At 66.2% G+C, this 22,087-nt stretch carries 19 protein-coding genes; 16 read left to right on the forward strand and 3 right to left on the reverse strand.

What is annotated here, in order from left to right; genetic code table 11:
- Window positions 1–54 precede the first annotated feature (54 nt).
- The 3 genes from ABN401_RS07625 to ABN401_RS07635 all read left to right on the forward strand — a co-directional run bounded on the left by ABN401_RS07625 (window position 55) and on the right by ABN401_RS07635 (window position 3,787).
- Window positions 55–1,191, forward strand: coding sequence for a bifunctional transcriptional activator/DNA repair enzyme AdaA (locus ABN401_RS07625; protein ID WP_349684241.1), 1,137 nt, complete (start codon window positions 55–57; stop codon window positions 1,189–1,191).
- Entirely contained in the window at window positions 1,172–1,693 is a 522-nt protein-coding gene (locus tag ABN401_RS07630) for a methylated-DNA--[protein]-cysteine S-methyltransferase (protein ID WP_349684242.1), read from the forward strand. The genes ABN401_RS07625 and ABN401_RS07630 overlap by 20 nt, the downstream gene beginning before the upstream one ends.
- Before the next feature lie 363 nt (window positions 1,694–2,056).
- Window positions 2,057–3,787, forward strand: coding sequence for a peptide MFS transporter (locus ABN401_RS07635; protein WP_349684243.1), 1,731 nt, complete (start codon window positions 2,057–2,059; stop codon window positions 3,785–3,787).
- A gap of 82 nt (window positions 3,788–3,869) precedes the next feature.
- On the opposite strand, the gene ABN401_RS07640 is transcribed toward ABN401_RS07635, so the two are convergent.
- From ABN401_RS07640 to ABN401_RS07650, 3 genes are all read right to left on the reverse strand, one after another.
- Window positions 3,870–5,975, reverse strand: a complete 2,106-nt coding sequence (locus ABN401_RS07640) for a TonB-dependent receptor plug domain-containing protein (RefSeq protein ID WP_349684244.1) — start codon at window positions 5,973–5,975, stop codon at window positions 3,870–3,872.
- A gap of 120 nt (window positions 5,976–6,095) precedes the next feature.
- Window positions 6,096–6,773: a hypothetical protein gene (locus tag ABN401_RS07645; protein WP_349684245.1), complete on the reverse strand. Its 678-nt coding sequence runs from the start codon at window positions 6,771–6,773 to the stop codon at window positions 6,096–6,098.
- A gap of 40 nt (window positions 6,774–6,813) precedes the next feature.
- Window positions 6,814–7,008, reverse strand: a complete 195-nt coding sequence (locus tag ABN401_RS07650) for a DUF2256 domain-containing protein (protein ID WP_349684246.1) — start codon at window positions 7,006–7,008, stop codon at window positions 6,814–6,816.
- A gap of 89 nt (window positions 7,009–7,097) precedes the next feature.
- On the opposite strand from ABN401_RS07650, the gene ABN401_RS07655 reads away from it, so the two are divergent.
- From ABN401_RS07655 to ABN401_RS07715, 13 genes are all read left to right on the forward strand, one after another.
- Window positions 7,098–7,580 carry a MerR family transcriptional regulator gene (locus tag ABN401_RS07655; RefSeq protein WP_349684247.1) on the forward strand — a complete coding sequence of 161 codons (483 nt, stop codon included), beginning with the start codon at window positions 7,098–7,100 and terminating at the stop codon, window positions 7,578–7,580.
- Between the two features lie 4 nt (window positions 7,581–7,584).
- Entirely contained in the window at window positions 7,585–9,369 is a 1,785-nt protein-coding gene (locus ABN401_RS07660; RefSeq protein ID WP_349684248.1) for an acyl-CoA dehydrogenase C-terminal domain-containing protein, read from the forward strand.
- Window positions 9,370–9,545: 176 nt separating this feature from the next.
- Window positions 9,546–10,709 carry an acyl-CoA dehydrogenase family protein gene (locus tag ABN401_RS07665; protein WP_349684249.1) on the forward strand — a complete coding sequence of 388 codons (1,164 nt, stop codon included), beginning with the start codon at window positions 9,546–9,548 and terminating at the stop codon, window positions 10,707–10,709.
- Window positions 10,710–10,750: 41 nt separating this feature from the next.
- The gene (locus tag ABN401_RS07670; RefSeq protein ID WP_349684250.1) at window positions 10,751–11,005 is read left to right on the forward strand and encodes a type II toxin-antitoxin system Phd/YefM family antitoxin; all 255 of its coding nucleotides are present in this window, start codon (window positions 10,751–10,753) and stop codon (window positions 11,003–11,005) included.
- The gene (locus ABN401_RS07675) at window positions 11,002–11,262 is read left to right on the forward strand and encodes a Txe/YoeB family addiction module toxin (protein ID WP_349684251.1); all 261 of its coding nucleotides are present in this window, start codon (window positions 11,002–11,004) and stop codon (window positions 11,260–11,262) included. Before ABN401_RS07670 ends, ABN401_RS07675 begins: the two co-directional genes overlap by 4 nt.
- Complete coding sequence (locus ABN401_RS07680; protein ID WP_349684252.1) at window positions 11,259–11,972, forward strand: 16S rRNA (uracil(1498)-N(3))-methyltransferase; 714 nt, start codon at window positions 11,259–11,261, stop codon at window positions 11,970–11,972. The genes ABN401_RS07675 and ABN401_RS07680 overlap by 4 nt, the downstream gene beginning before the upstream one ends.
- A 107-nt stretch (window positions 11,973–12,079) precedes the next feature.
- Window positions 12,080–13,441 (forward strand): glutamate--cysteine ligase, encoded by a 1,362-nt coding sequence (locus ABN401_RS07685; protein ID WP_349684253.1) that lies wholly within the window; start codon window positions 12,080–12,082, stop codon window positions 13,439–13,441.
- 481 nt (window positions 13,442–13,922) lie between these two features.
- Entirely contained in the window at window positions 13,923–14,573 is a 651-nt protein-coding gene (locus ABN401_RS07690) for a hypothetical protein (RefSeq protein ID WP_349684254.1), read from the forward strand.
- A 116-nt stretch (window positions 14,574–14,689) separates the two neighbouring features.
- On the forward strand, window positions 14,690–16,651 hold the full coding sequence (locus ABN401_RS07695) for an ATP-binding protein (RefSeq protein ID WP_349684255.1): 1,962 nt from the start codon (window positions 14,690–14,692) through the stop codon (window positions 16,649–16,651).
- Window positions 16,652–16,845: 194 nt separating this feature from the next.
- Complete coding sequence (locus tag ABN401_RS07700; RefSeq protein WP_349684256.1) at window positions 16,846–17,496, forward strand: hypothetical protein; 651 nt, start codon at window positions 16,846–16,848, stop codon at window positions 17,494–17,496.
- Between the two features lie 4 nt (window positions 17,497–17,500).
- Window positions 17,501–19,210, forward strand: coding sequence for an ATP-binding protein (locus tag ABN401_RS07705; RefSeq protein ID WP_349684257.1), 1,710 nt, complete (start codon window positions 17,501–17,503; stop codon window positions 19,208–19,210).
- A gap of 69 nt (window positions 19,211–19,279) precedes the next feature.
- Complete coding sequence (locus ABN401_RS07710) at window positions 19,280–21,298, forward strand: Druantia anti-phage system protein DruA (protein WP_349684258.1); 2,019 nt, start codon at window positions 19,280–19,282, stop codon at window positions 21,296–21,298.
- A 38-nt stretch (window positions 21,299–21,336) separates the two neighbouring features.
- On the forward strand, window positions 21,337–22,041 hold the full coding sequence (locus tag ABN401_RS07715; RefSeq protein ID WP_349684259.1) for a hypothetical protein: 705 nt from the start codon (window positions 21,337–21,339) through the stop codon (window positions 22,039–22,041).
- The last annotated feature ends 46 nt before the right edge of the window (window positions 22,042–22,087 follow it).

Here is a 22,087-nt window from a genome sequence, read left to right on the forward strand (position 1 = left end):
GGCCATGTCCGAAAACCGCGAGACAGGCGGGGCGGGCGGGTCCATCCTCGAGCCATGGAAACCTCCGCCGCCACCCTGGATCAGGAAGCCTGCTATCGCGCCGTGCTGACACGCGACGCGCGGTTCGACGGGCGGTTCTTCGGCTGCGTGAAGACGACGGGCATCTATTGCCGGCCGGTCTGTCCGGCGCGCACGCCCCGGCGCGAGAACATGATCTTCGTGGTCAGCGCGGCGGCGGCCGAGGAGGCCGGGTTCCGCGCCTGCCTGCGCTGTCGCCCGGAGACGGCCCCGGATATGGGGGCCTGGCGCGGCACGTCGAACACCGTGAGCCGGGCCCTGTCCCTGATCGAACAGGGGGCGCTGGACCAGAACGACGTCGAGGCCCTGGCCGGGCGGCTGGGGGTCGGGGAGCGGCAGCTGAGGCGGCTGTTTCGCCAGCATCTGGGGGCCGCGCCGGTCAGCGTGGCCCAGACGCGGCGCGTGCTGCTGGCCAAGGCCCTGATCCAGGAGAGCGACCTGTCGATGGCCGAGGTGGCGCTGGCGGCCGGGTTCGGCTCGGTCCGACGCTTCAACGAGACGTTTCAGACCCTGTACGGGCGGCCGCCCTCGGCGCTGCGTCGGCGGGCCGAGCGGGTCGGGGATGGCCCGGGAAATGGCGGCGTGCGGCTGGGGCTGTCGTATCGGCCGCCCTATGACTGGGACACGATGTTCGCCGCGCTGACCTTCCCGGATCAGGTCCGGGATGACAGGGACGGAGGCCGAATCTGGCGGCACGATCTGGCGCGCGCGGTGGACGGGGCCGAGGGGTTCGTCACGGCGACGCCCGGGGCGTCGGGGCGGCTGAACCTGTGCATCGAGGCCGACGACCTGAGGGCCCTGCCGGGCGTGCTGGCGCGGGTGCGGCGGGTGTTCGACCTGTCGGCGGACCCCGAGGCGATCGCGCGCGACCTGTCGGACGATCCGGCCCTGAGGCCGCTGGTCGAGGCGCGGCCGGGACTGAGGCTGCCGGGGCAGTGGATCGATACGGGCGAGGACGCCCCCAGCGACCGGCTGGACGACGCGGCCCTGGTCGTAAGGGCGGAACGGTGGCGGCCGTGGCGGGCCTATGGGGCGCTGCACCTGCGGATGGCGGGGATAGCGGCGGACGACATTCTGGAGATGGAGAAGACGAATGACCGACGCGCGGCGTGAGGTCCTGAGGCTGGACCGGATCGAGACCCCGGTCGGCGAGATGCTGGTGGTGACGGACGGCGAGGGCGCCGTGCGGGCGCTGGATTTCGCCGACTATGAGCCCCGGATGATGCGGCTGCTGGCGCGGCACGCGCCAGGGGCGACGCTGACGCCGGGACAGGCCCCCGAGGCGGTGCGGCAGGCGCTGGCGGCCTATTTCGCCGGGGACGTGCGGGCGCTGGAGGGGCTGAGGGTCAAGACGGCGGGCACGGCGTTCCAGGCCGAGGTGTGGGCGGCGTTGAGGGCCATTCCGGCCGGAGAGACGCGCAGCTATGGCCAGCTGGCCGCCGCGATCGGCCGGCCGAGCGCGGTGCGCGCGGTGGGCCTGGCCAATGGATCGAACCCGGTGGGGGTGATCGTGCCCTGCCACCGGGTGATCGGGGCCAACGGCACCCTGACCGGCTATGCCGGGGGGCTGGAGCGCAAGCGGTGGCTGCTGGCGCACGAGGCGGGAGCAGTCTAGCCGGCGTTGGCCTCACCCCTATCCGCCTCTCCCCGTCATCCTCGGACTTGATCCGAGGATCGGAATATCCGCGGCGCGAAAGAGGACATGATCCCACGATCGCGCCTCATCTCACCGAGCGCGCGCGTCCGACGTCCGATCCTCGGATCAAGTCCGAGGATGACGGCGTGGGTTGAGATGTTACCGCCAACCCCAATGACCAGGCCGCCGGTTCAGCGGGCGTTCACCGCCGCTCCGTGACGGTTCGATTACCATAAGACTTGTCGGGCCTTGCCCGCCGTGCTGCTTATGCCGCCGATTGGGCGCCGATCCGGCGCGGACTGAGGGAGTGAGCCGTTGAGTGCGACGGACGGGGGAGGCGCCATGGCGCCCCGCAAGACGTTTCTGGGACACCCGCGCGGGCTGGTGATCCTGTTCCTGACCGAGATGTGGGAGCGGTTCTCCTACTACGGGATGCGGGCGCTGCTGGTCCTGTATCTGACGCAGCATTTCCTGTTCGGACCGGCCGAGGCGCAGGGCATCTATGCCGCCTATGCCGCCCTCGTTTACCTGATGCCGGTGGTCGGCGGGCTACTGGCCGACAAATACCTGGGATCGAGGAAGGCCGTGATCATCGGGGCGGTCCTGCTGGTCGCGGGACACTTCACCATGGCCTTCGAGGGCAATGGGGGGCGTGAGTTCCTGACTGTCGGCGGCACCGAATACGCCATCGAGGTCGAGGGCCGCGACACCGATCGCCAGCTCTACGCCGTCACGGACGGTGGCCGGGTGCCCATTTCCATCTCGCCGGAAGGCGTCAATGTCGTCGACATCGGCGGGCAGCCCGCCGGCTCCGGCGGCCAGATCGCCACGGCGGCGGGCTTTCCGCTGACCGTCGCGGCGGACGGCTATACGACGCGAATCCAGCGCGACCTGTCGGCGGAGCCGGTGCTGTTCCTGGCCCTGTCGCTGATCATCGTCGGCGTCGGCTTTCTGAAGGCCAACATTTCGACCGTCGTCGGCCACCTGTACGACGAGAACGACCCGCGTCGGGACGGCGGCTTCACCATCTTCTACGTCGGCATCAACCTGGGAGCCGTCCTGGCCACCCTGCTGTGCTCGTGGCTGGGCATCGCCTACGGCTGGGCCTACGGCTTCGGCCTGGCGGGCATCGGCATGCTGCTGGGCCTGTTGACCTTCATCCTGGGCCAGAGCTGGCTGGAAGGCCGGGGCGCGCCGCCCAGGCCGGAACTGCTGGCCCGGCGCTCGTTCCTGGGCCTGCCGTTCGAGGCGATCTTCTGGATCGGCGGCCTGATCGCCGTCCTGCCCGTGTGGCTGCTGATGCAGCGCCACGCCCTCATCGAGGCCTCCCTGCCGATCCTGGCGGGCGTGATCTTCGCGGCGGTCGTGGGCTATACCCTGATCAAGCTGGAGGGGGCCGAGCGCACCCGGATGCTGGTGGCCCAGGTGCTGATCTTCTTCTCGGTGCTGTTCTGGGCCCTGTTCGAACAGGCCGGGTCGTCCCTGACCCTGTTCGCGGACCAGTCGACGGCCATGCCCAGCTGGCTGAACGTGGGTCAGACCCAGTTCTTCAACCCCGGCATCATCGTCGTGCTGGGCCCCGTGATGGCGGCCCTGTGGGTGTGGATGGCCAAGCGCAGGATCGAGCCCTCGACCCCGGTCAAGTTCTCGTTCGGACTGGCCTTCGTCGGCGCGGGCTTCCTGTTGCTGTCGTGGGCGGCGGCGACCCAGGCCGGCGTCGACTTCCGGGTGCCGCTGCTGTTCCTGTTCCTGACCTATCTGCTGCACACGATCGGTGAGCTGTGCCTGTCGCCCGTGGGCCTGTCGATGATCACCAAGCTGTCGGTCGACCGGGTCGTCGGGCTGATGATGGGGGTCTGGTTCCTGTCCAGCTCGGTGGCGCATATCGTGGCCGGACAGATCGCCAAGGCGACGGCGACCGACACCGTCGCGGGCGTGGTGACCAATCCGGCCCTGGCGCTGGAGACCTATGGCTCGATCTTCGGCACCATCGGCTGGATCGGGGTCGGCACCGGCGTGGTCCTGCTGGTGCTGTCGCCGGTCCTCAAGAAGGGGATGGCGGGCGTCCACTGACCCGACGCCTCGGCGAAGACAAAGAAGGCCCGGCGGAGCGATCCGCCGGGCCTTTCTGCTGTCGCGGGGGTGAGACGCGGCGTCAGAAGGTCTTGCGCAGCCGGATCTGCCAGAAGGTGCGGGGATCGGTCGGGCGTAGTTCGGTGAAGGCGACCGGCCGGGCGGTCGAGCGGTCCGCGAACACCGTGCGTTCGGCCTGGAAATCGTTCCAGACGTTGACCTGGGCGCGGATGGCCAGGGTCGGCGTGGGCTTGTATTCGATGTTGGCCTCGAAATAGTCGCTGCCGGAGAAGCCCGAGATCTGGTCCGGGCCATAGTTGAACTGGCGCAGGCTCTCCAGATAGGTCACGGCCCAGTTGATCCGCCAGCTGGTGATGTCCTGGGCGATGGTGAAGGCCGGCTGGGACGGGCGCACACCCGATATCGGACGGTCCCGACCCGTCGTCGGATCGGTTACCGAGGTGTCGTTCCAGGTGTTGCGGAAGCGGAACTCGCCCCCGGAGAAACCGACCCCGTCCAGCGGCAGGACGACGTTGACCGCCAGCTGATCCAGGGTGCCGTCGCCGATGTTGCCGACCGCCGACAGGCCGCGCGGCAAGGGCAGGCGGTCGATCACGCCGATGATCTCGTCATGGCGGTAGCCGATGGAGACGATGCCATCGCCCAGGAAGCGGCGCTCATAGGTCAGTTCGGTGATCCACCGTTCCTCGGGCTCGAGGTCGACATTGCCGCCGAACAACTGTTCGTCCTCGAGGTCGGCGCCGGCGGCGAAATCACCGAAATCCAGCTGCCCCAGCTCGCGCTCGAAACGAAGGCGGAGCTGGTTCTGGGGCCGGGGGGTCCAGGTGAGCTGGAGGCGGGGCTTGGCGAAGTAGAAGCTGTTTTCCTGATCGGCGTCGCCGGACTGGCTGATGGTCGACGCCTCAAGGCGCAGGCCGCCCTCGACGGTCAGATTGGGGCGGACGCGCCAGGTCGCCTTGCCGAAGATCTCGCCTCGCGTCTCCTCGACCTTGATCTGGTCGCTGGGCAGGGGGATGGCCACGCCGCCGTCGGTCAGTTGCTGGGCGATCTCCAGCATGTTGTAGGCGACCTCGCCGCCGGCCTCGAGCGTGACCGAGGACGACCGCTCCCAGCGCAGCAGCGAGCGCAGGATGGTCTCGGAGGCCTCGCCCTCGGAGGCGAAACGCTGCAGCGGGCCCGCCGTGCCGTTGGTCGTGGTGACGAAGGTCGAGGCGTTCTCGAAATCGTTCCACTCGCGGATGAAGCGGGTCTCCGACGTCAGGCCGGTGCCCACGGGGCGGGTGAAGACCGCGCCGACCTCGCCGCTGGTGCCCTCATCGGAAAAGCGGCTGTCGCGCAGGACGCCGGGCCCGTCCTGAAGGCTGAACTGGCTGTAGTCGTTCTGGCCCAGGCGGGCGGTCAGGTCGATCTTGCCGCCCAGGAAGGCGTCGGCGAAGTTACCGCGGATCGACTGGCCCCCGCCGGTCTGGTCGTCGTAATACCCCTCGTCGCGGGTGACGACGCCGTTGGCGTCGCGGCGGACGACCCGGCCCACGCCGTTGGAATCGTTGATGGCGACGCCGTCCGAGAGGGTGAAGCCCCACACGCGCTCGCCCTCGCGGCGGGTGAACTGATAGGTGCCCGCGGCCCGGTCCGTGCCGCCCTCGAAGAAGAAGCCCTGGGCCGTCAGGATCTGCTCGGTCGAGGCCTGGGTGCGGGTGATGACGTTCACCACGACGGAATAGCCCTGCATGTCGATGCCGGGGGCCCCGCCCCGGATCAGCTCGATACGCTCGACCTGGGGGACCAGGGTGCGCGACAGGACGGAAGACCCGGTGTCGTTCTTGGACGCCGGGCGCGAGCCGTTGATCAGGATGTTGCCGACCGCGCCCTCGAAGCCGCGCGAGCCGTCGCCGTCCTGAACCGAGAAGCCGGGGATGCGACCCACCATGTCCAGCGCCGTGTTCGGCCGCTGGTCGGCGAAGAAATCGGGGGTGAAGACCAGGACGCCCTGCTGGCTGGCGTCGATCAGGGGGGTCTGGGTCGTCGGGCCGGTCGGGACGGGCGTCTGGGCCGCAGACTGGGGCGGAGAGGCGTCCGGCGACGCGGGAGCGGGCGTGGTCTGGGCCAAGGCCCCCGACGCGCCGAAGATCATGGCCGTGGTGGCCAGCAGAATGGACTTGGTCATCGCCTGGGGTTCCCCTCGTTGTGAAACGAGGTGTGGCGAGGCGACGCGGTCTTCTCCAGTTACAAGCGGGACAGGTGGATTAAATCGAAGACAGCATTACCCCGCTGTAATTCTTGTGACTTATTCAGGCCCGTAGCGATCGTCCGAGGAATAGTAGGGGCGCGGGCCGGACGAGGGCGGCGACGCAGGTTCGTCCCGCTCGTCGTAACGCGGACGCTCTTCATAGCGGGGCCGGTCGTCATGGCGATCGCGCGGCGGGGGACGATCGACCCAGGGCGGGCGATCGTCATAATCGCGCCGGGCGATCATGGCGTCGCGTTCGGCGCGGCGCTGGCGGCGATCGGCCCGGGTGTCGGCCATGGCGTCGCGCATCCGGTCCAGGCCGAACCAGCGCGACCCGTCGCGCAGGGGATCGCGCCCGGACGGCGGCGGAGGGGCCGGCGGAGGAAAATCCTCCATGGCGACCGGGCGCGGCATCGGCATGCGCGGAAGCGCGCCGAACCCGTCGTCAGGCCCGGCATAGGCGTCCGGCGGCGTCCAGGTCGGGTCGTCGATCTCGGGCGCGCGATCCAGAACGGCGCGGTCGAAGCCGTCGTTCAGGGTGCCGACCTCCAGCACCTCGCCCGGGGTGATCTCGGGCTCCTTCGGCGCGACCAGGCGGATGGCCATGCGCGGGCCGAGCGAACGGCCCTCGGCGTCGGTGCGGGGCGCGAAACTCCATCCCGCCAGGGCCAGGGCGGCGACGCCGGTCGCGGCAGCGACGGCGATCATGCGGGGGCGGCGGGAAAAAAGGGTCACAGGCGTGAATCCGTCGGACGATGGTCCGGCAACGAGCCTGTCACGCCGAAGGTTCCGCCGTCGAGGCCTGACGACGGCGCAGACCCTTGCACCGATCCGAGCAGGTGGTGATGGCGTCCCAGTCGCGGGCCCATCTGGCACGCCAGGCGAAGGGCCGGTCGCAGACGACGCAGACCTTTTGCGGCAGGTCGCCCTTCTTCGGGGCCAGGCCCTTGTTGACGTGCTTGCGGGACATGCCCCGCCTATCGGCTTTGCCGAGAGGCCCTTCAAGACCAGGATGCGCTGAAAGCTTCCCTTTACGTCCGCGTCAAGTTATGAGGAGTCATGGCGACCGCCGACGATCATCGCACCTATTCGATCCGCCAGCTCTGCCGCGAGTTCGGGGCGACGGCGCGCGCCCTCAGATTCTATGAGGACAAGGGGCTGCTGACCCCCGCGCGCAAGGGCCAGACGCGGGTCTATGACGCGCGCGACCGGGCGCGGCTGAAGCTGATCCTGCGCGGCCGGCGCATCGGCTTCACCCTTACCGAGATCCAGGAGATGCTGGATCTGTATGACCGCAACGACGGCAACACCCATCAGATGGCCATCGCCCTGCGGCGTCACCGCGCCCAGATCGAGGCCCTGAAGCAGCAGCGCGAAGACCTGGACGCCGCCATCGAGATGGCCGAGGAGGCCTGCTCCGCCATGGAGGCGCGCCTGTCCGAACAGCGGCCCGACCTGCTGCCCGGCGCCGAGGAATACGCCTCGGTGCTGCGCGAACGCCTGGACCAACACCATCATCATCCGTTCAAGCTGAGAGCCTGACCCCATGGCCTACAAGGCGCCCGTCCGCGACCTGACCTTCATTCTGAACGAAGTGCTGGAGATCGATCGCTATACGAACCAGCCGGGCTTCACCGACGTGTCGTCCGACCTCGTCCAGCAGATCCTGGAGGAGGGCGCCAAGTTCGCCGAGGAAGTCATCGCCCCGATCAACCATTCGGGCGACAAGGAAGGCTGCCACTGGTCCGAGGGCGGGGTGGTCACAGGGCCCAAGGGCTGGAAGGAGGCCTATCAGGCGATGGTCGAGGCCGGCTGGCCCGCCCTGACCGCCGACCCGGCCTATGGCGGCCAGGGCATGCCCTCGATCGTCGGCTCGGCCTTCGGGCAGTTCACGGCGGGCGCCTCGGCGGCGTTCTCGATGTATCCGGGCCTGACGGCGGGGGCCTATGCGGGCATCCACGCCAACGCGTCGGAGGAGCTGAAAGCCAAATACCTGCCCAGGATGGCGACGGGTGAATGGTCGGGCACCATGAACCTGACCGAGCCCCAGTGCGGCACCGACCTGGGCATGGTCCGCACCAAGGCCGTGCCGAACGGCGACGGCAGCTATTCCATCACCGGCCAGAAGATCTGGATCTCGGCCGGCGAGCACGACTTCTCCGAGAACATCATCCACACCGTGCTGGCGCGCGTCGAGGGCGCGGTGCCGGGCATCAAGGGCCTGTCGCTGTTCCTGGTGCCCAAATACCTGGTCAACGAGGACGGCTCGCTGGGCGAGCGCAACACGCTGGAATGCACCGGGCTGGAGCACAAGATGGGCATCCACGGCAACGCCACGGCCGTGATGCAGTACGAGGGCGCAAAGGGCTGGCTGATCGGCGAGGAAGGCCGGGGCATGAACAACATGTTCGTGGTCATGAACGAGGCCCGCCTCGGCACCGGACTGCAGGGCCTGGCCATCGGCTCGGCCGCCTATCAGGCCGCCGTCGAGTTCGCCAACGACCGCCTGCAGGGCCGCAGCCTGACCGGACCCAAGAACCCCGACGGCCCGGCGGATTCGATCCTGGTCCACCCCGACGTGCGCCGGATGCTGCTGGAGGCCCGCGCCTTCGTCGAAGGGGGACAGGCCTTCATCCTGTGGACCGCGCTGCAGGCCGACCTGGAGAAGTCGGACGACGAGGCCACGGCCCAGAAGGCCAAGGATTACATGGGCCTGCTGACGCCCGTGCTGAAGGCCTATCTGACCGACAAGGGCTTCCACGTCGCGTCCCTGGCCATGCAGGTCCACGGCGGGTCGGGCTACACCGAGCATTTCCAGGCGTCGCAGTATTTGCGCGATGCGCGGATCACCATGATCTACGAGGGCACCAACGGCATCCAGGCGCTGGATCTGGTGGGGCGCAAGCTGCCGGGGAACGGCGGCCGGGCGATCATGAGCTGGTTCGCCGACATCGACGCCTTCGTGGCCGAGAACGGCGCGGAAGGCCCGATCAAGCCCTATGTCGAGGGCCTGGCCGACGCCAAGAAGAAGCTGCAGGAAGGCACGATGTGGCTGATGCAGAACGGCATGCAGAACCCCGACAACGCCGCCGCAGCCTCGACCGACTATCTGCACCTGTTCGGCCTGACGGCCCTGGCCTACCTCTGGGCCCAGATGGCCAAGGCGGCGCAGGCGAAGATCGACGCCGGGTCGGACGATCCCTTCTATGTCGCCAAGCTGCAGACCGGCCGGTATTTCCTGGAGCGCATCCTGCCCGATACGCACGGGCACCTGGTCAAGATGAAGACCGGCGCGGACGTCCTGATGGCCATGCCGGCCGAGGCGTTCTGACGACCCCCTGACCTCTCCCTCCCCCTCGGGGGAGGGTGGTCGAAGCGAAGCGGAGACCGGGTGGGGACGGCCAGGCTGATTCCCACGGCCGTCGTCCGCTTCACCCTGCCGCCCCCACCCGGCCGCTGCGCGGCCACCCTCCCCCTCGGGGGGAGGGAGATGATCGAGCGAAGCCCATGAACCCCCTGTCCGTTCCCGAACCCGACTTCATGCAGGACGAGGAGATCGTCCTGTTTTCCGACTCCGTCGGAAAATGGATCGACGAGCACGCGCCGCCCGAGGCCGTGCAGTCGTGGATCGCCAACTCCTCGGTGCCGCGCGACCTGTGGACCAAGGCCGGCGAGGCGGGACTGATGGGTCTGTCCATGCCCGAGGAAGACGGCGGCATGGGCGGGGACTATCGCCACGAGGTCGTCTTGATGCGTCAGCTGGGCTGGAAGGGCGCGGACCATTTCGGGATCAGCCTGCACAACGCCATCGTCGCCCCCTACATCTGGCACTATGGCACCGAGGAGCAGAAGCAGCGCTGGCTGCCCCGCCTGCTGACCGGCGAACTGGTCGGCGCCATCGCCATGACCGAGCCGGGCGCGGGCAGTGACCTGCAAGGGATCAAGACCACCGCCATCAAACAGGGCAACGGGTATGTTCTGAATGGTTCGAAGACGTTCATCACCAACGGACAGCTGGCCAACTTCATCATCGTGGTGGCCAAGACCGACCCGGCCGAGGGGGCGAAGGGCACCAGCCTGATCGTGGTCGAGACCGATGGAGCGGAAGGCTTCGAGCGCGGGCGGAACCTGCACAAGATCGGGATGGAGGGCAACGACACCTCCGAGCTCTTCTTCAACGACGTGAAGGTGCCGGGCGAGAACATCATCGGCGGCGGCGAAGGCCTGGGCTTCATCCAGCTGATGCAGCAACTGCCGCAGGAGCGTCTGAACATCGCCGTCCAGGGCGTGGCCGCGGCCGAGCGCGGCCTTCACGAGACCCTGGAATACGTCAAGGGACGCAAGGCCTTCGGCAAGCGGATCCTCGACTTCCAGAACACCCAGTTCAAGCTGGCCGAGGTCAAGACCAAGCTGACCGTCGCCCGCGTCTTCGTCGACCATTGCATCGGCCTTCACCTGAAGGGGCAGCTGGACGCGGTGACAGCCTCGATGGCCAAATACTGGGTCACCGACATCCAGGGCGAGACCATCGACGAGATGCTGCAGCTGCACGGCGGCTACGGTTACATGAACGAATATCCGATCGCCCAGCTGTACAAGGACGCCCGCGTCCAGCGCATCTATGGCGGGACCAACGAGATCATGAAGCTGCTGATCGCGCGGTCGCTGTAGGAACCGTTGATGTTTTGTACGCAATCGCGTACATAGCCGCCATGAACGCGATGTCGATCAGCGAACTGCGCAAGAACCTGGCCGCCGCTGTGGACCGGGTGACGGCGGACCATGACTACACGATCATCACGCGGGAGGGGGGCAAGCCCGCCGCCGTGCTGATGTCGCTCGAGGACTTCGCTTCCTGGCAGGAGACGGAGTATCTCCTCCGCAGCCCGGCCAATGCCGCTCGCCTGCGCGAAGCGATTGCTGAGTTGGACGCCGGAAAGGGACAGGCCCGAGACCTGATCGAATGAAGATCACCTTCCAGGCTTACGGCTGGGAAGACTATCTTCATTGGCAGACGCAAGACCGAAAGCTGCTGAAAAAGCTCAACGGCTTGATCCGCGAATGCCAGCGGACGCCCTTCACCGGAACGGGCAAGCCGGAGCCGCTCAAGGGCGAGTTCGCCGGGTGGTGGTCGCGCCGGATCGATCAGGAGCACCGGCTGATCTATCGCGTCTTAGATGACAATCTGCTGATCGCCCAGTGCCGCTATCACTACGCCCGATGATCCGCCTCCACGTCCCCCAACCGCTGTCGGCCGGCGCGGCGCTCGCGCCGACGCTGGATCAGTCGCGCTATCTGACCCAGGTCATGCGGCTGAAGGCGGGCGATGCGCTGCTGGTGTTCAACGGCACCGATGGCGAATGGCGCTGCGTCATCGCCGAGGTGCTGAAGAAGGGCGTGGTGCTGCGGGCCGAGGAGCCGGTGCGGCCCCAGACGTTCGGCCCCGATCTGGAACTGATCGTCGCGGTGGTGAAGAAGGCGCGGGTCGAGACGATCGTGGAGAAGGCGGCCGAGCTGGGCGCGAAACGGGTGCGGCTGGTCGTCACGCAGCGGACCAATGTGGAGCACGTCCGGCTGGATCGCCTCGACGCCATCGCCATCGAGGCTGCCGAGCAGACCGGGCGGCTGGACGTGCCCGTCGTCGACGATCCGGAGAAGCTGACGGCCATGCTGGACGGCTGGGAGGCCGGGCGGAGGCTGATGTTCTGTGACGAGACGGGGGGGGCTCCGGTCGCGACCGCCGTCACCGTGGCCGGGCCGTGGGCCATTCTGATCGGGCCGGAAGGCGGGTTTTCGCCCGAGGAGCGCGAACGGCTGAGGGCCCTGCCGTTCACCACCGCCGTGTCGCTGGGGCCGCGCATTCTGAGGGCCGACACGGCCGCCATCGCCGCCCTTACCCTGTGGCAGGCGGCCGTGGGGGATTGGGAGCGGTAGGGCCTCAAGCAGCGAGCGCCCGCGGCGCGAGCGGTAGGCCACGACCCTGCCCTCTTGCCGCCCACTCCATTCCCGCCCATCTAGCCGCGACACCCGCAAGGCTTCCCATGACCGAGACCGCGCCGCTGACGTTCGATGATCTGGTGGGGGCCCTGTCGAAGGGGATGAAACCCAAGGATCAATGGCGCGTCGGGGCCGAGCACGAGAAGTTCGGCTTCGACAAATCGACCCTGCGGCGTCCGGCCTATGCCGATCCGAACGGCATCCACGCCATGCTGACGGGCCTGCAGCGGTTCGGCTGGTCGCCCGTGGAGGAGGCGGGCCACATCATCGCCCTGGAGCGCAAGAACTCGGAGGGGTTCACCGCCTCCATCAGCCTGGAGCCCGGGGGTCAGTTCGAGCTGTCCGGCGCGCCGCTGAAGGACATCCACGACATCTGTTCGGAGACCGGCCAGCACCTGGTCGAGGTCAAGATGGTGGCCGACGAACTGAACCTCGGCTTTCTTGGCGTGGGGTTCGATCCGATGTGGGCGCGCGAGGACGTTCCGGTCATGCCCAAGGGCCGCTACGACATCATGCGGTCCTATATGCCCAGGGTCGGCGGGCTGGGCCTGGACATGATGCTGCGCACCTGCACCATCCAGGCCAACCTGGATTTCGACACCGAGGCCGACATGGTGGCCAAGTTCCGGACCTCACTGGCGCTCCAGCCCATCGCCACGGCCCTGTTCGCCTGTTCACCCTTCACAGAGGGGCGAACGAACGGCTTCCTGTCGGCGCGCGCCAACGTCTGGACCGACACTGATCCGGACCGGACCGGCATGCTGGGGTTCGTGTTCGAGGACGGGTTCGGGTTCGAGACCTACGTCAACTATGCGCTGGACGTGCCGATGTATTTCGCCAAGCGCGGCGACCGCTACATCGACGCCTCGGGCCAGTCGTTCCGCGACTTCCTCGAGGGTCGCCTGCCCGCCCTGCCCGGCGAACGGCCGACGATGAAGGACTGGGCCGACCATCTGACGACCCTGTTCCCGGAGGTGCGGCTGAAACAGTATCTGGAGATGCGCGGTGCCGACGGCGGGCCGTGGAGCCGCATCTGCGCCCTGCCCGCCCTGTGGACCGGCATCTTCTACGACGCGCCGTCGCTCGCCGCCGCCTGGGACCTGTGCAAGGACTGGGACATCGCCGATCACGAGCGGCTGCGGCGCGACGTGACCCGGCTGGGCCTGAGGGCCGAGGTGGCGGGGCGGTCGGTGCGAGACGTTGCCGTCGATATGGTCGCCATCGCCCGGCAGGGACTGAAGAACCGGGCGCGCTTCAGCGGCGGCATGGTCGACGAGCGCGGCTATCTGGCCGAGCTGGAAGACATCGCCGACAGTGGCGTGACCCCGGCCGAGAGGCTGCTGGACCTGTATCACGGTGAGTGGAAGGGCGACGTCAGCCGGGTGTATCGCGACTTCGCCTACTGAGCCGGCGACGGGTCGAGGCGTGATTTTTCACCCCGTTCGGACTATGTGCGCGCCATGAGCCCGCTCGTGGATTCCCTGAAGGAGCACCGCCGCCTGTCCGCCGCACCCATGATGGATTGTAGTGATTTAGATTATATATCAACCCCTTAGGAGATGCGCGGTGCACGGTTGGTGCACCCAAGTTCTCCTATCCTTCTCTATCCGTTCCTGCGACAGTGTAGGCCGGAGCACTGCTCTCCCCCGCGTAGACCGCGCTGCATCGGGGCCTGGCGTCACCAGCGGGCGATTGATTTTTCATGCTCCTGGGCGCATCGTCCCAGCATGACGACGCAGGCGAAAAAGGCGGAACTATCGCGCGACTCGGACAGGTCCGAGCGCACCGTCGTGTATCGCGGGATCAAGATCGCGCCGATAAGCGGCAAGCGCTCCGCGACCGCCAAGGCCATCCGGGACGCGTTGCGGACCAAGTCCGAGCAGACGCGTGGCGAACCGGCGCACGCCTAAACCATCCGCCGCCAAGGCCGTATTCATCAACTGCCCGTTTGACGACGGCTTCAAGCCGCTACTGCGTGCGATGGTCTTCACCATCATCTCGTCGGGCTACCACCCAAGATGCGCGCTCGACGCCACCGACGGTGCCGAAATGCGGGTCGGCAAAATCGCGACCATGATCGGGGAGTGCGACTGGGGCATTCACGACCTCTCTCGGATCGAGGTCGACGCCGCCGGCATCCCTCGCTTCAACATGCCGATGGAACTTGGATTGCACCTCGGCGCCCGCCTGCTTGGCGAGGGTCGCCATCGCCGCAAGCGCGCCCTGATCCTCGAAGCCGAACCGCACCGCTATGATGCGGTGCTGTCCGATATCAGCGGTCAGGATATCGAGGTCCATCGCAACGATCCGGACCAGGCCATCCGTTGCGTCCGCAATTGGCTGTCCGAACACCGGCCCCACAATGCGGCTCCGTTGCCCGGCGTCGCGGCGATGCAGGCAGACTATCGACTTTTCCAGGCCGAGGTCGGCGCCTTGCTGGACGCCCGTCGGCTCGATCCGCTGGACGAACTCACCCACAGCGACTTCCTGTTCGCGGTTCGCGACTGGATCGCTGTCCGAGCTGAGGCGGTCGCCTGACCCCGCGCGGACGGCCGTTCGCAACTTTATTTGCCGATCCCCGCACATCGGGTGCGCGATGTTGGCCTTAGTGGAGATGTCACCAGCGGCCAGGAGCCGCGATCAAGGAGGATGACATGACCATCACGACCGACACCAGCGACCGCCTGCTCACCGAAGTTGAACGCCAGCAGAAGTATCTCGACCGGCTGCCCGACGATTTCAGCTTTCCGCTGTTCAACGCGGCCCAGGCGCTCGAATCCCAGCGCCGCAGCGGTTACCGCAACACCGCGGCCGCCGCCCGCGAGATCATCGACAACGCGATCGAGGCCGGCGCGACCCGCATCGATGTCTGTTTCGAGCGCCCGAAGCAGTTGAAAGCGCACCAGCGCGCCGAGTCGATCAGCGCGGTGGCGTTCATCGACAACGGCTCCGGCATGATCCCGAAAATGGCCCAGTACGCCCTGTCCTGGGGCTCGGGCACGCACTTCGACGATCCCGGCTTCATCGGCAAGTTCGGCTTCGGCCTGCCCAACGCCTCCATCAACCAGACGCGGCTGGTCGAAGTCTACACGAAGACCGCCGACGCGGGCGTCATCACCAAGGCCTGGCTCGACGCTCGCGAGGTGAAGGAGCACGGCCTGCAACGCATCCAGGAGCCCGTCGAAAGCACCCTGCCGGCCTTCGTCCAGACCTATCTGGACAAGAAGGGCATCGCCTTCGAGCACGGGACCGTGGTCGTCTGGGTCAACCCGGACCGGATCACCTACCGGACGCCGGCGGTGATGCGCGAGCACCTGGTCGACGATTTCGGCGTGACCTATCGCTACATGCTGCCGAAGGTCGAACTCTATGTGGAGAACACCAAGGTCGAAGCCGTCGATCCGCTCTTCCTGACGCCGGGTGCGCGGTATTTCGTCGATGAGGCCAAGGGGGGCGCCCAGATGACCGCGGACTGGAACATCGCGGTCAAGTACGCCCGTGATCCGGATACCGGCCAACTCGTGCTCAAGAAGGTCGAGGACTCCAGCGAACTGGACGGAACCGACGCCAGCATCGAGGCGGCCGGCGCCATCTATGTCAGGATCGCGCGTTTCCCGTACGGTTTCGCCGAGAACGGCGGCAAGAAGGCCGACCAGCCCGCCAACCGCCGCTTCGAAATCCGCAAGACGCGCCGGGGCATGGCCTTCGTGCGCGCCGGGCGTGAAATCGAGACGGTCGACGTCTTCCCCAAGGTCCTGAAGGACGAGGCCAAGGGCCTAGGCGACTGGCCGCTGCTGCAGTCATACGCCTACCACTGGGGCGTCGAAGTCCGTTTCGATCCGGCCCTCGACGAGGTTTTCGGCATCACCAACGACAAGCAGACCGTCCGGCCCATTCAGGATCTATGGCGGATCCTGGCGGCGGAAGGGATCGACAAGCAACTCGGTCGTGAACAGGCCTGGCAACGGATGACCCGGGCCGAGGAGCGGAAGAACCGGACCAAGGCCATCGCCGCGAAAAGCGAGGCGCCGACGGAAGCGGAAACCGCAGCCGCCACCGCCGACAGCATCAGCGGCCAGAAGACCAAGGTCGCCGATCGGTCGAAGGCGGCCGCCCGCGAGGCGTTCGACAAGGAAACCAAGCGTCGGGTAAAGGTCGACCAACTATCGCTCGACCAGGCCCAGAAGGCGCTTGAGGACGAAGCCAAACGTCGCCCCTACGTCGTCGACTTCTACGACGAGCCCCGCGGCCCCTTCTACAAGCCGGAATGGCACAACGGGGTCCAGGTCGCCGTGATGATCAATCGCGAGCACGCGTTCTTCCAGACGCTCTACGGCCCGCTGTTGAACCTGCCGCACGGCGATCAGGCCAAGCAGGCCCTCGACGTCCTCCTGATCGCCCTCGCCCGCGCGGAACTGGCGATCGACGATGAACAGTGCGTTCTCTGGTACGAGGCGCAGCGGGAACGCGCCTGGAGCCCCTTCCTCGGCGATGCGCTGAAGGCGCTCCAGCAAACGATGGCACCGACCGACGAGGAGGCTTCCGAAGCGAACGATGCGGGGGCGGGCGCCGAGACCCCGGATGGCGTGACACCCGCCCTGGAGGCGGCGGAGTAAGGGTACCGGGAGCGCCTCGGCGCTCCCGGGCCAACCTGGCTGGTCGGGCCTACATCCGGCTGCTAGGGTGGCATCAGTAAAGCGTACAGCTCGAAACCAGAGTAGGCGCGGCCATGAGCCGCCATGTCCCCCGGACGCTGCAACGGCCTTCAAGCTGATTTTGAAGGCAACAGCAGTGAAAGGAGGACTCCGTCATGAACGGCGTCTCGACCGTGACCCTTGGCGACTTGATCAAGGCGGCCCTGACCGGCCAACCCTACCACCAGGCGCGCCTCGGCCGCGAAGCCCGCCGATATTCCAGGCGGCTCTCGTTAGCCCGGTGCCGGGATCTGCCCGAGGATCTGCACGAGGACATCTTCAGCCAGGCGTTCGTCGAACTGTTTCAGTCCGATCCGGGCGCCCTCGCGAGGCTGGGCGGCAAGCCCCTCTTCCGCCGCGCCGTGCTGGCGGCGATCCGCGCGGTCCGGGCGAGTTACAGCCCGCCCGGACATCGGACGCGGTCGAACGCCTTGGTTCATCGACATCGTGTCGCCGCAGAAGACATCGGCAGGATCGTCGATGAAGACACGATCGAACGCTGCATGGCTGGCGACGGCCCCGAGCGGTCCCTGGACTTCAACCTGCTTCCCGACCCGGATGCGGCCACGATCGTCCAGCGGCTTCAGGATCGGCGCAAGATCGACGATACGCTGCGTCATGCTGCCCCGGAGGTGGCCCGGGCGATGCGCCTGATCCACCTGAACGACGAGCCGCTCGAGGCCGCCGCCGCCGACGTTCGCCTGAGCCGCTTCGTGCTGGGACGTCGGATCAAGGTGTTCTGCGCCGAGTGGCGGGCGGCGGCCTGATCCCATGTCCGAAGACACCCAGTCGCTGAGGGGAGCGGGCTTTGGCCCGGTCCTCGCAGCCCAACGAGCCTATGCAGATAGAACCCGTCGCTCGCGCTTCGGCCTGATGGTGCCGGAGGCCTTTGTCCGGGGAATTCGCGATCTCGGTTATCGCAGCAACGGCGACGCCATCGCGGAACTGATCGACAACGCGTTGCAGGCCTATGCCGATCGGGTCGATGTCCTGTTCGGCTACGAAGGCACCGCCTCCAACAAGAAGCCGGTGCAGTTGGCCGTTGTCGACAACGGTCACGGCATGGAGCCGGATATGATCCGGATGGCGGTGATGTGGGGTGGCACCCACCGAGAAAACGACCGTCTCGGCCTCGGTCGATACGGCTACGGCCTGCCCTGTTCGTCCGTAAGCCTGGGTCGGCGGTTCACCGTGATCTCGCAGGTCCCAGGTGGCGGATTTCACTCCGTCACGCTCGATCTCGATGCGATCACGGCCGGCGAGTACACAGATGCATCCGGTGACATCATCGTCCCCGAACCAAGGCTGGGCGAGTTGCCGGCGTTCGTGAAACGTCACATCGCCGCGACCTACCCCGACGGCTTCAGGTCCGGCACCATCATCTTGATCGAGAAACTGGACCGGCTCGAATGGCTGACCACCCAGGGATTGCGCGAGAACCTGTGTCGGCAATTCGGCGTCACCTATCACAAGCTGCGCGGTGAAGCGGCCTTATACGTCGATGGCGCCTATGTCGAACCAATCGACCCGCTTTTCCTGACGCCCGACTTTCACCTCGGGGCTCTCGACGAAGATCGCGCCCAGCCGTTTGACCCCGTCCGGATCGAAGTGCGCGACCCCGAGACGGACGCCTACCTCGGCGCCATCACCCTTCGATACGCTTGGCTGCCGCCGAGCTTCGGCTCGATCGACAAGAGCCGGGACGCGGTGGGCCTGAACGCGAATGCCCGATTCTCGATCCTGAAGGATTTCCACGGCCTGATTTTCAGCCGGAACGGGCGCCTGATCGACGTGCAGACCCGGACGCCCTGGACCAGCTTCATCAACAACGATCGCTACATCAAGGTCGAGGTCGAGTTCTCTGCGACCCTGGACGAGGCGTTCGGCGTGACGACCTCCAAGCAGCAGGTCACGGTCTCCCCGTTCATATGGGACTGTTTGCGCGAAGCCGGCTTGCCCAAGGCGATCGAACAGCTTCGAAACAAGGTCAAGGACGCCAAGATGGCGCGTCGGCTGGAGGCTTTGTCCCCGCCCCCCGGCGAGCGGCGTCTGTCAGAGAGGGCGATGAGCATCGCCAGCGCCATGGGAGACGGCGGCAATGGGAATCCTCAGTGGGATCTGGCCTTGCGCGTATCGCCCTACCGGGTCGGCTTCGAACATCTCGCCGGTCAGCCCTTCTTCCGCGTTGACCGGCAGCAAGGCTCGCGCGCCCTGCATCTGAACACGGCCCATCGCTTCTACGAGGAGATATACGACGGCGAGGTGTCGACGCCGGAGCTTCGCTCAGCCCTTGAAATTCTGCTGTTTTCGCTCGGCGATGTCATGCTCGAGGGCGCTGACGAAGCGGAGGAGCGGAACAAGGCGCAGCTGATCTCCTGGTCCCGCCGGCTCGATCTGGCGCTGGGCATGTTGTCCGACCACCTCAGCCTGGGCGATGCCCAAGACGTCGGGCCGCTTGCGTGGCAAGACGATCCCGCCTAGCCGAAGCGCATCGTTTTTGCGATGATAGGGAGGGCCGCTTCGCGCGGCCCTCTCGATTCTGGAGTGCGGGTGTCGACTGACGAGAAGCTTTTTGGTCCGGGCCGACTGCGTGCGTTTTCACCCTTCCTTGCGCCGGGTGAACGCAAGCAACTGCACGACCTTCTCAACGCCGGCGCAGCATTACCGCCCAGCTTCGCCGACGAGCTGCGCGCCCTCGCCCGCCGATACATCGATGACGGCGACAGCATAAAGCTGCGGGCGGTCTGTCTTCTCGTGGCCGATCTTTGCGAGCAGGGCTGGCAAGTCGCCATCGAATCCGACCGCATCACCTTCCAGCCGCCCGGAATAGCGAGAAAGGGCGAACAAACCGTCGACGACATCAAGGTGCGCGTCCGCGCGGCCTTGCAGAGCGCCCGCCTGCGCCAGCTCCAGGAACCGTCCGTTCGGCAGTTTCTCATCCGGGTGGAGAAGCGGTCGCTTCGATCCGGCAATCGCGCATCGGTGATCGACCTTATCGACGACGGCGCTGCCTTGGCCAAAGACCTGCGAGCGATTGAAGGGCTGCCGGACGTCGAGCGAGACGCTGCTCTGAAAGGCATCATCGACCCGGTCGTGGAGGTCGCTGAAGCCGGGGCCAAATGCCCGGACACTGGCCTACCTCTGATCGATATCTGGCGCTACTTCCGTCACACCTGGGCCCACGAATATCGCTCGATCCCAGGCCGTCAGATGCTCGTGCTGATCCGCAACGCAGCACGGCCGCGCCGACCCATCATCGGAATCGCCATGCTCGCCAGCCCCGTCATGCGGCTGACCGCGCGTGATCAATGGATCGGCTGGCTCCGGGACGCCGCCGAGGAACGCGTCCGCTCCGGCGTGTGGGATGCAGCGGCCTTCGGCGCGTCTCTGCTGGATCGCATTGACGCGTCCATCGCTGCGGTGCGCTGGGATGATCTGGCAAGTTCCGACGAGATCGTCGAACCGACGGAAACTGTCGCCCTGAGGCTTGAGCAGAAAGCAGCTGGCGCGGCGTTCGCCCGTGAACAGCAATTGCGCGCCCACTACGAGACTCATCGCGATCTGGGTGGTCAGGTAAAGCCCCATCGCGGCGAACTGAAGAGTGCGCAGCCGGACTCAGACTGGCGCGCCGCATCAGACGATCTTCTGTTTGTTCGCAAGCGCGCGGAGAGCCTGGCTCAACTGCTGTTCGCCAAAGGCATGTTCCGAAGTGCTGGTCTGACTCGCGATCCTGTTGCAGCCTTGGACCAGTTGTTCACGACGCCAAGCGGCCAGCGCGCGGTCGACGTCGCGCTCGCGGAGTTCCGAAAGGCCGGGCTGTCCAGCGAAGTCGCGGACGTCAGCATTTGCGGTGCTGTCCACCCCTACAACGAACTGCTGGGGGGCAAGCTGGTCGCGCTGATGCTGACCTCCAAAGAGGCGCGTGACGCGTATGCGAGACGCTACGGCGGCCAGACCAGCGTCATCGCCTCCCAGATGGCTGGTCGGATCATTTCGAAACCTGCGGACCTGCGCATCCTTACCACGACCAGCCTGTATGGGGTCGGTTCGAGCCAGTACAATCGCCTAGTCCTGCGGGCGCAGGATCACTCCGGCCTGCCTCACGACGTGAAATGGGGTGCCATCGGGAAAAGCCTCACCGGCGGGTTCGGAACGCTGCACCTCGGGGGCGAGACGGCGCAAGCGCTTAGAAGCATGGCGATGGCGCGGCATGACTCGCGACGCGTCAACAACCGGTTTGGTGAAGGCACCAGCCCGCGGCTGCGTCAGATCCGCGAAGGTCTGGATGCCCTAGGCTTGAAAAGCGACTCGATTCTCCACCACGCCACGCCGCGTATTTTCTATGGTTGTGAACTGAGCCCCGGCGCGCGCGCCGCCCTCGTCGGGCTGGGCAAGCCCGCGTTGGATGCACCGACCTCGGCTGACATTGGAGCGGCCTGGCGGCACCGCTGGCTCAGCAAGCGCGCGCGGCGAGAAGAAACACTGCAAGCCTTGGCCGATTTGGGACCGATGAGCGTTCGCGCGAGTCTTCACGCCGATGCTGACGGCCAGTTCAGCCTTCCGATTTAGGCCGACTGGTTAACGATGAGCGGATCTAGAAGCGATCTGTGCAAAGGCTCACCGTGGAAAGAATGACAACAATCATATCGCCCCCGGAACCTCAGCTTCTTGACACATGTGTTCTGCAGAATCTCGATTGGATCGACAGAAAGCTTGAACAGAATGACGTTGTCGCGTGGGATGATGAATCTATAAAGGCTCTTCGTGACCAATACGGCTATGAACTTGCGAGCGATCTTCTAGATCTCGGCACCCTCTATAAGGGATTTGAGTACCGCGGCGGTTATCCTTGGTTAGTTTGTGACCACAGTCTGACAGAGATCCGTAAAACACGTGGGAATAGATTAGAGCGGCTTGAGGGAATTAATCACTTTATAAACGGGTTTCTCGAAGAAAAATCCTGCGATTCATTCCCCGGGGTAGCGGCCGGGTTGCTGAAAGCAGATAACCTCGATTCGGTATCTTCTGTTTTACTCACGGGGCTCGGCCTCGTTCGCGCCGTGGACATGTTTTTGACCAATGGCCCCCTGTCCTTTCTACCCGACCATGGTGACAGGGTGATTGCCGGGCACGCCATATTCGCTAATGTTCCGGTCGTGTTGACGACCGATCGAACAACTTTCTGGAAGCACCGTGAGCGTTTAGCGGCATTTGGGCTACGCGTGATGCGACCGACCGAATTGTTGAGCCTCTATGAACCTTATTGGGCCGCCAACGAGAGCCCCTTCATCGACTCGAAACCCGATGCTTGATTTCGTGCAGTCACTATGTTGGCGAAGCGTCAGCGTGACGGTAATC

This window comes from Brevundimonas aurifodinae (assembly GCF_040195595.1).
Lineage (GTDB): Bacteria > Pseudomonadota > Alphaproteobacteria > Caulobacterales > Caulobacteraceae > Brevundimonas > Brevundimonas aurifodinae.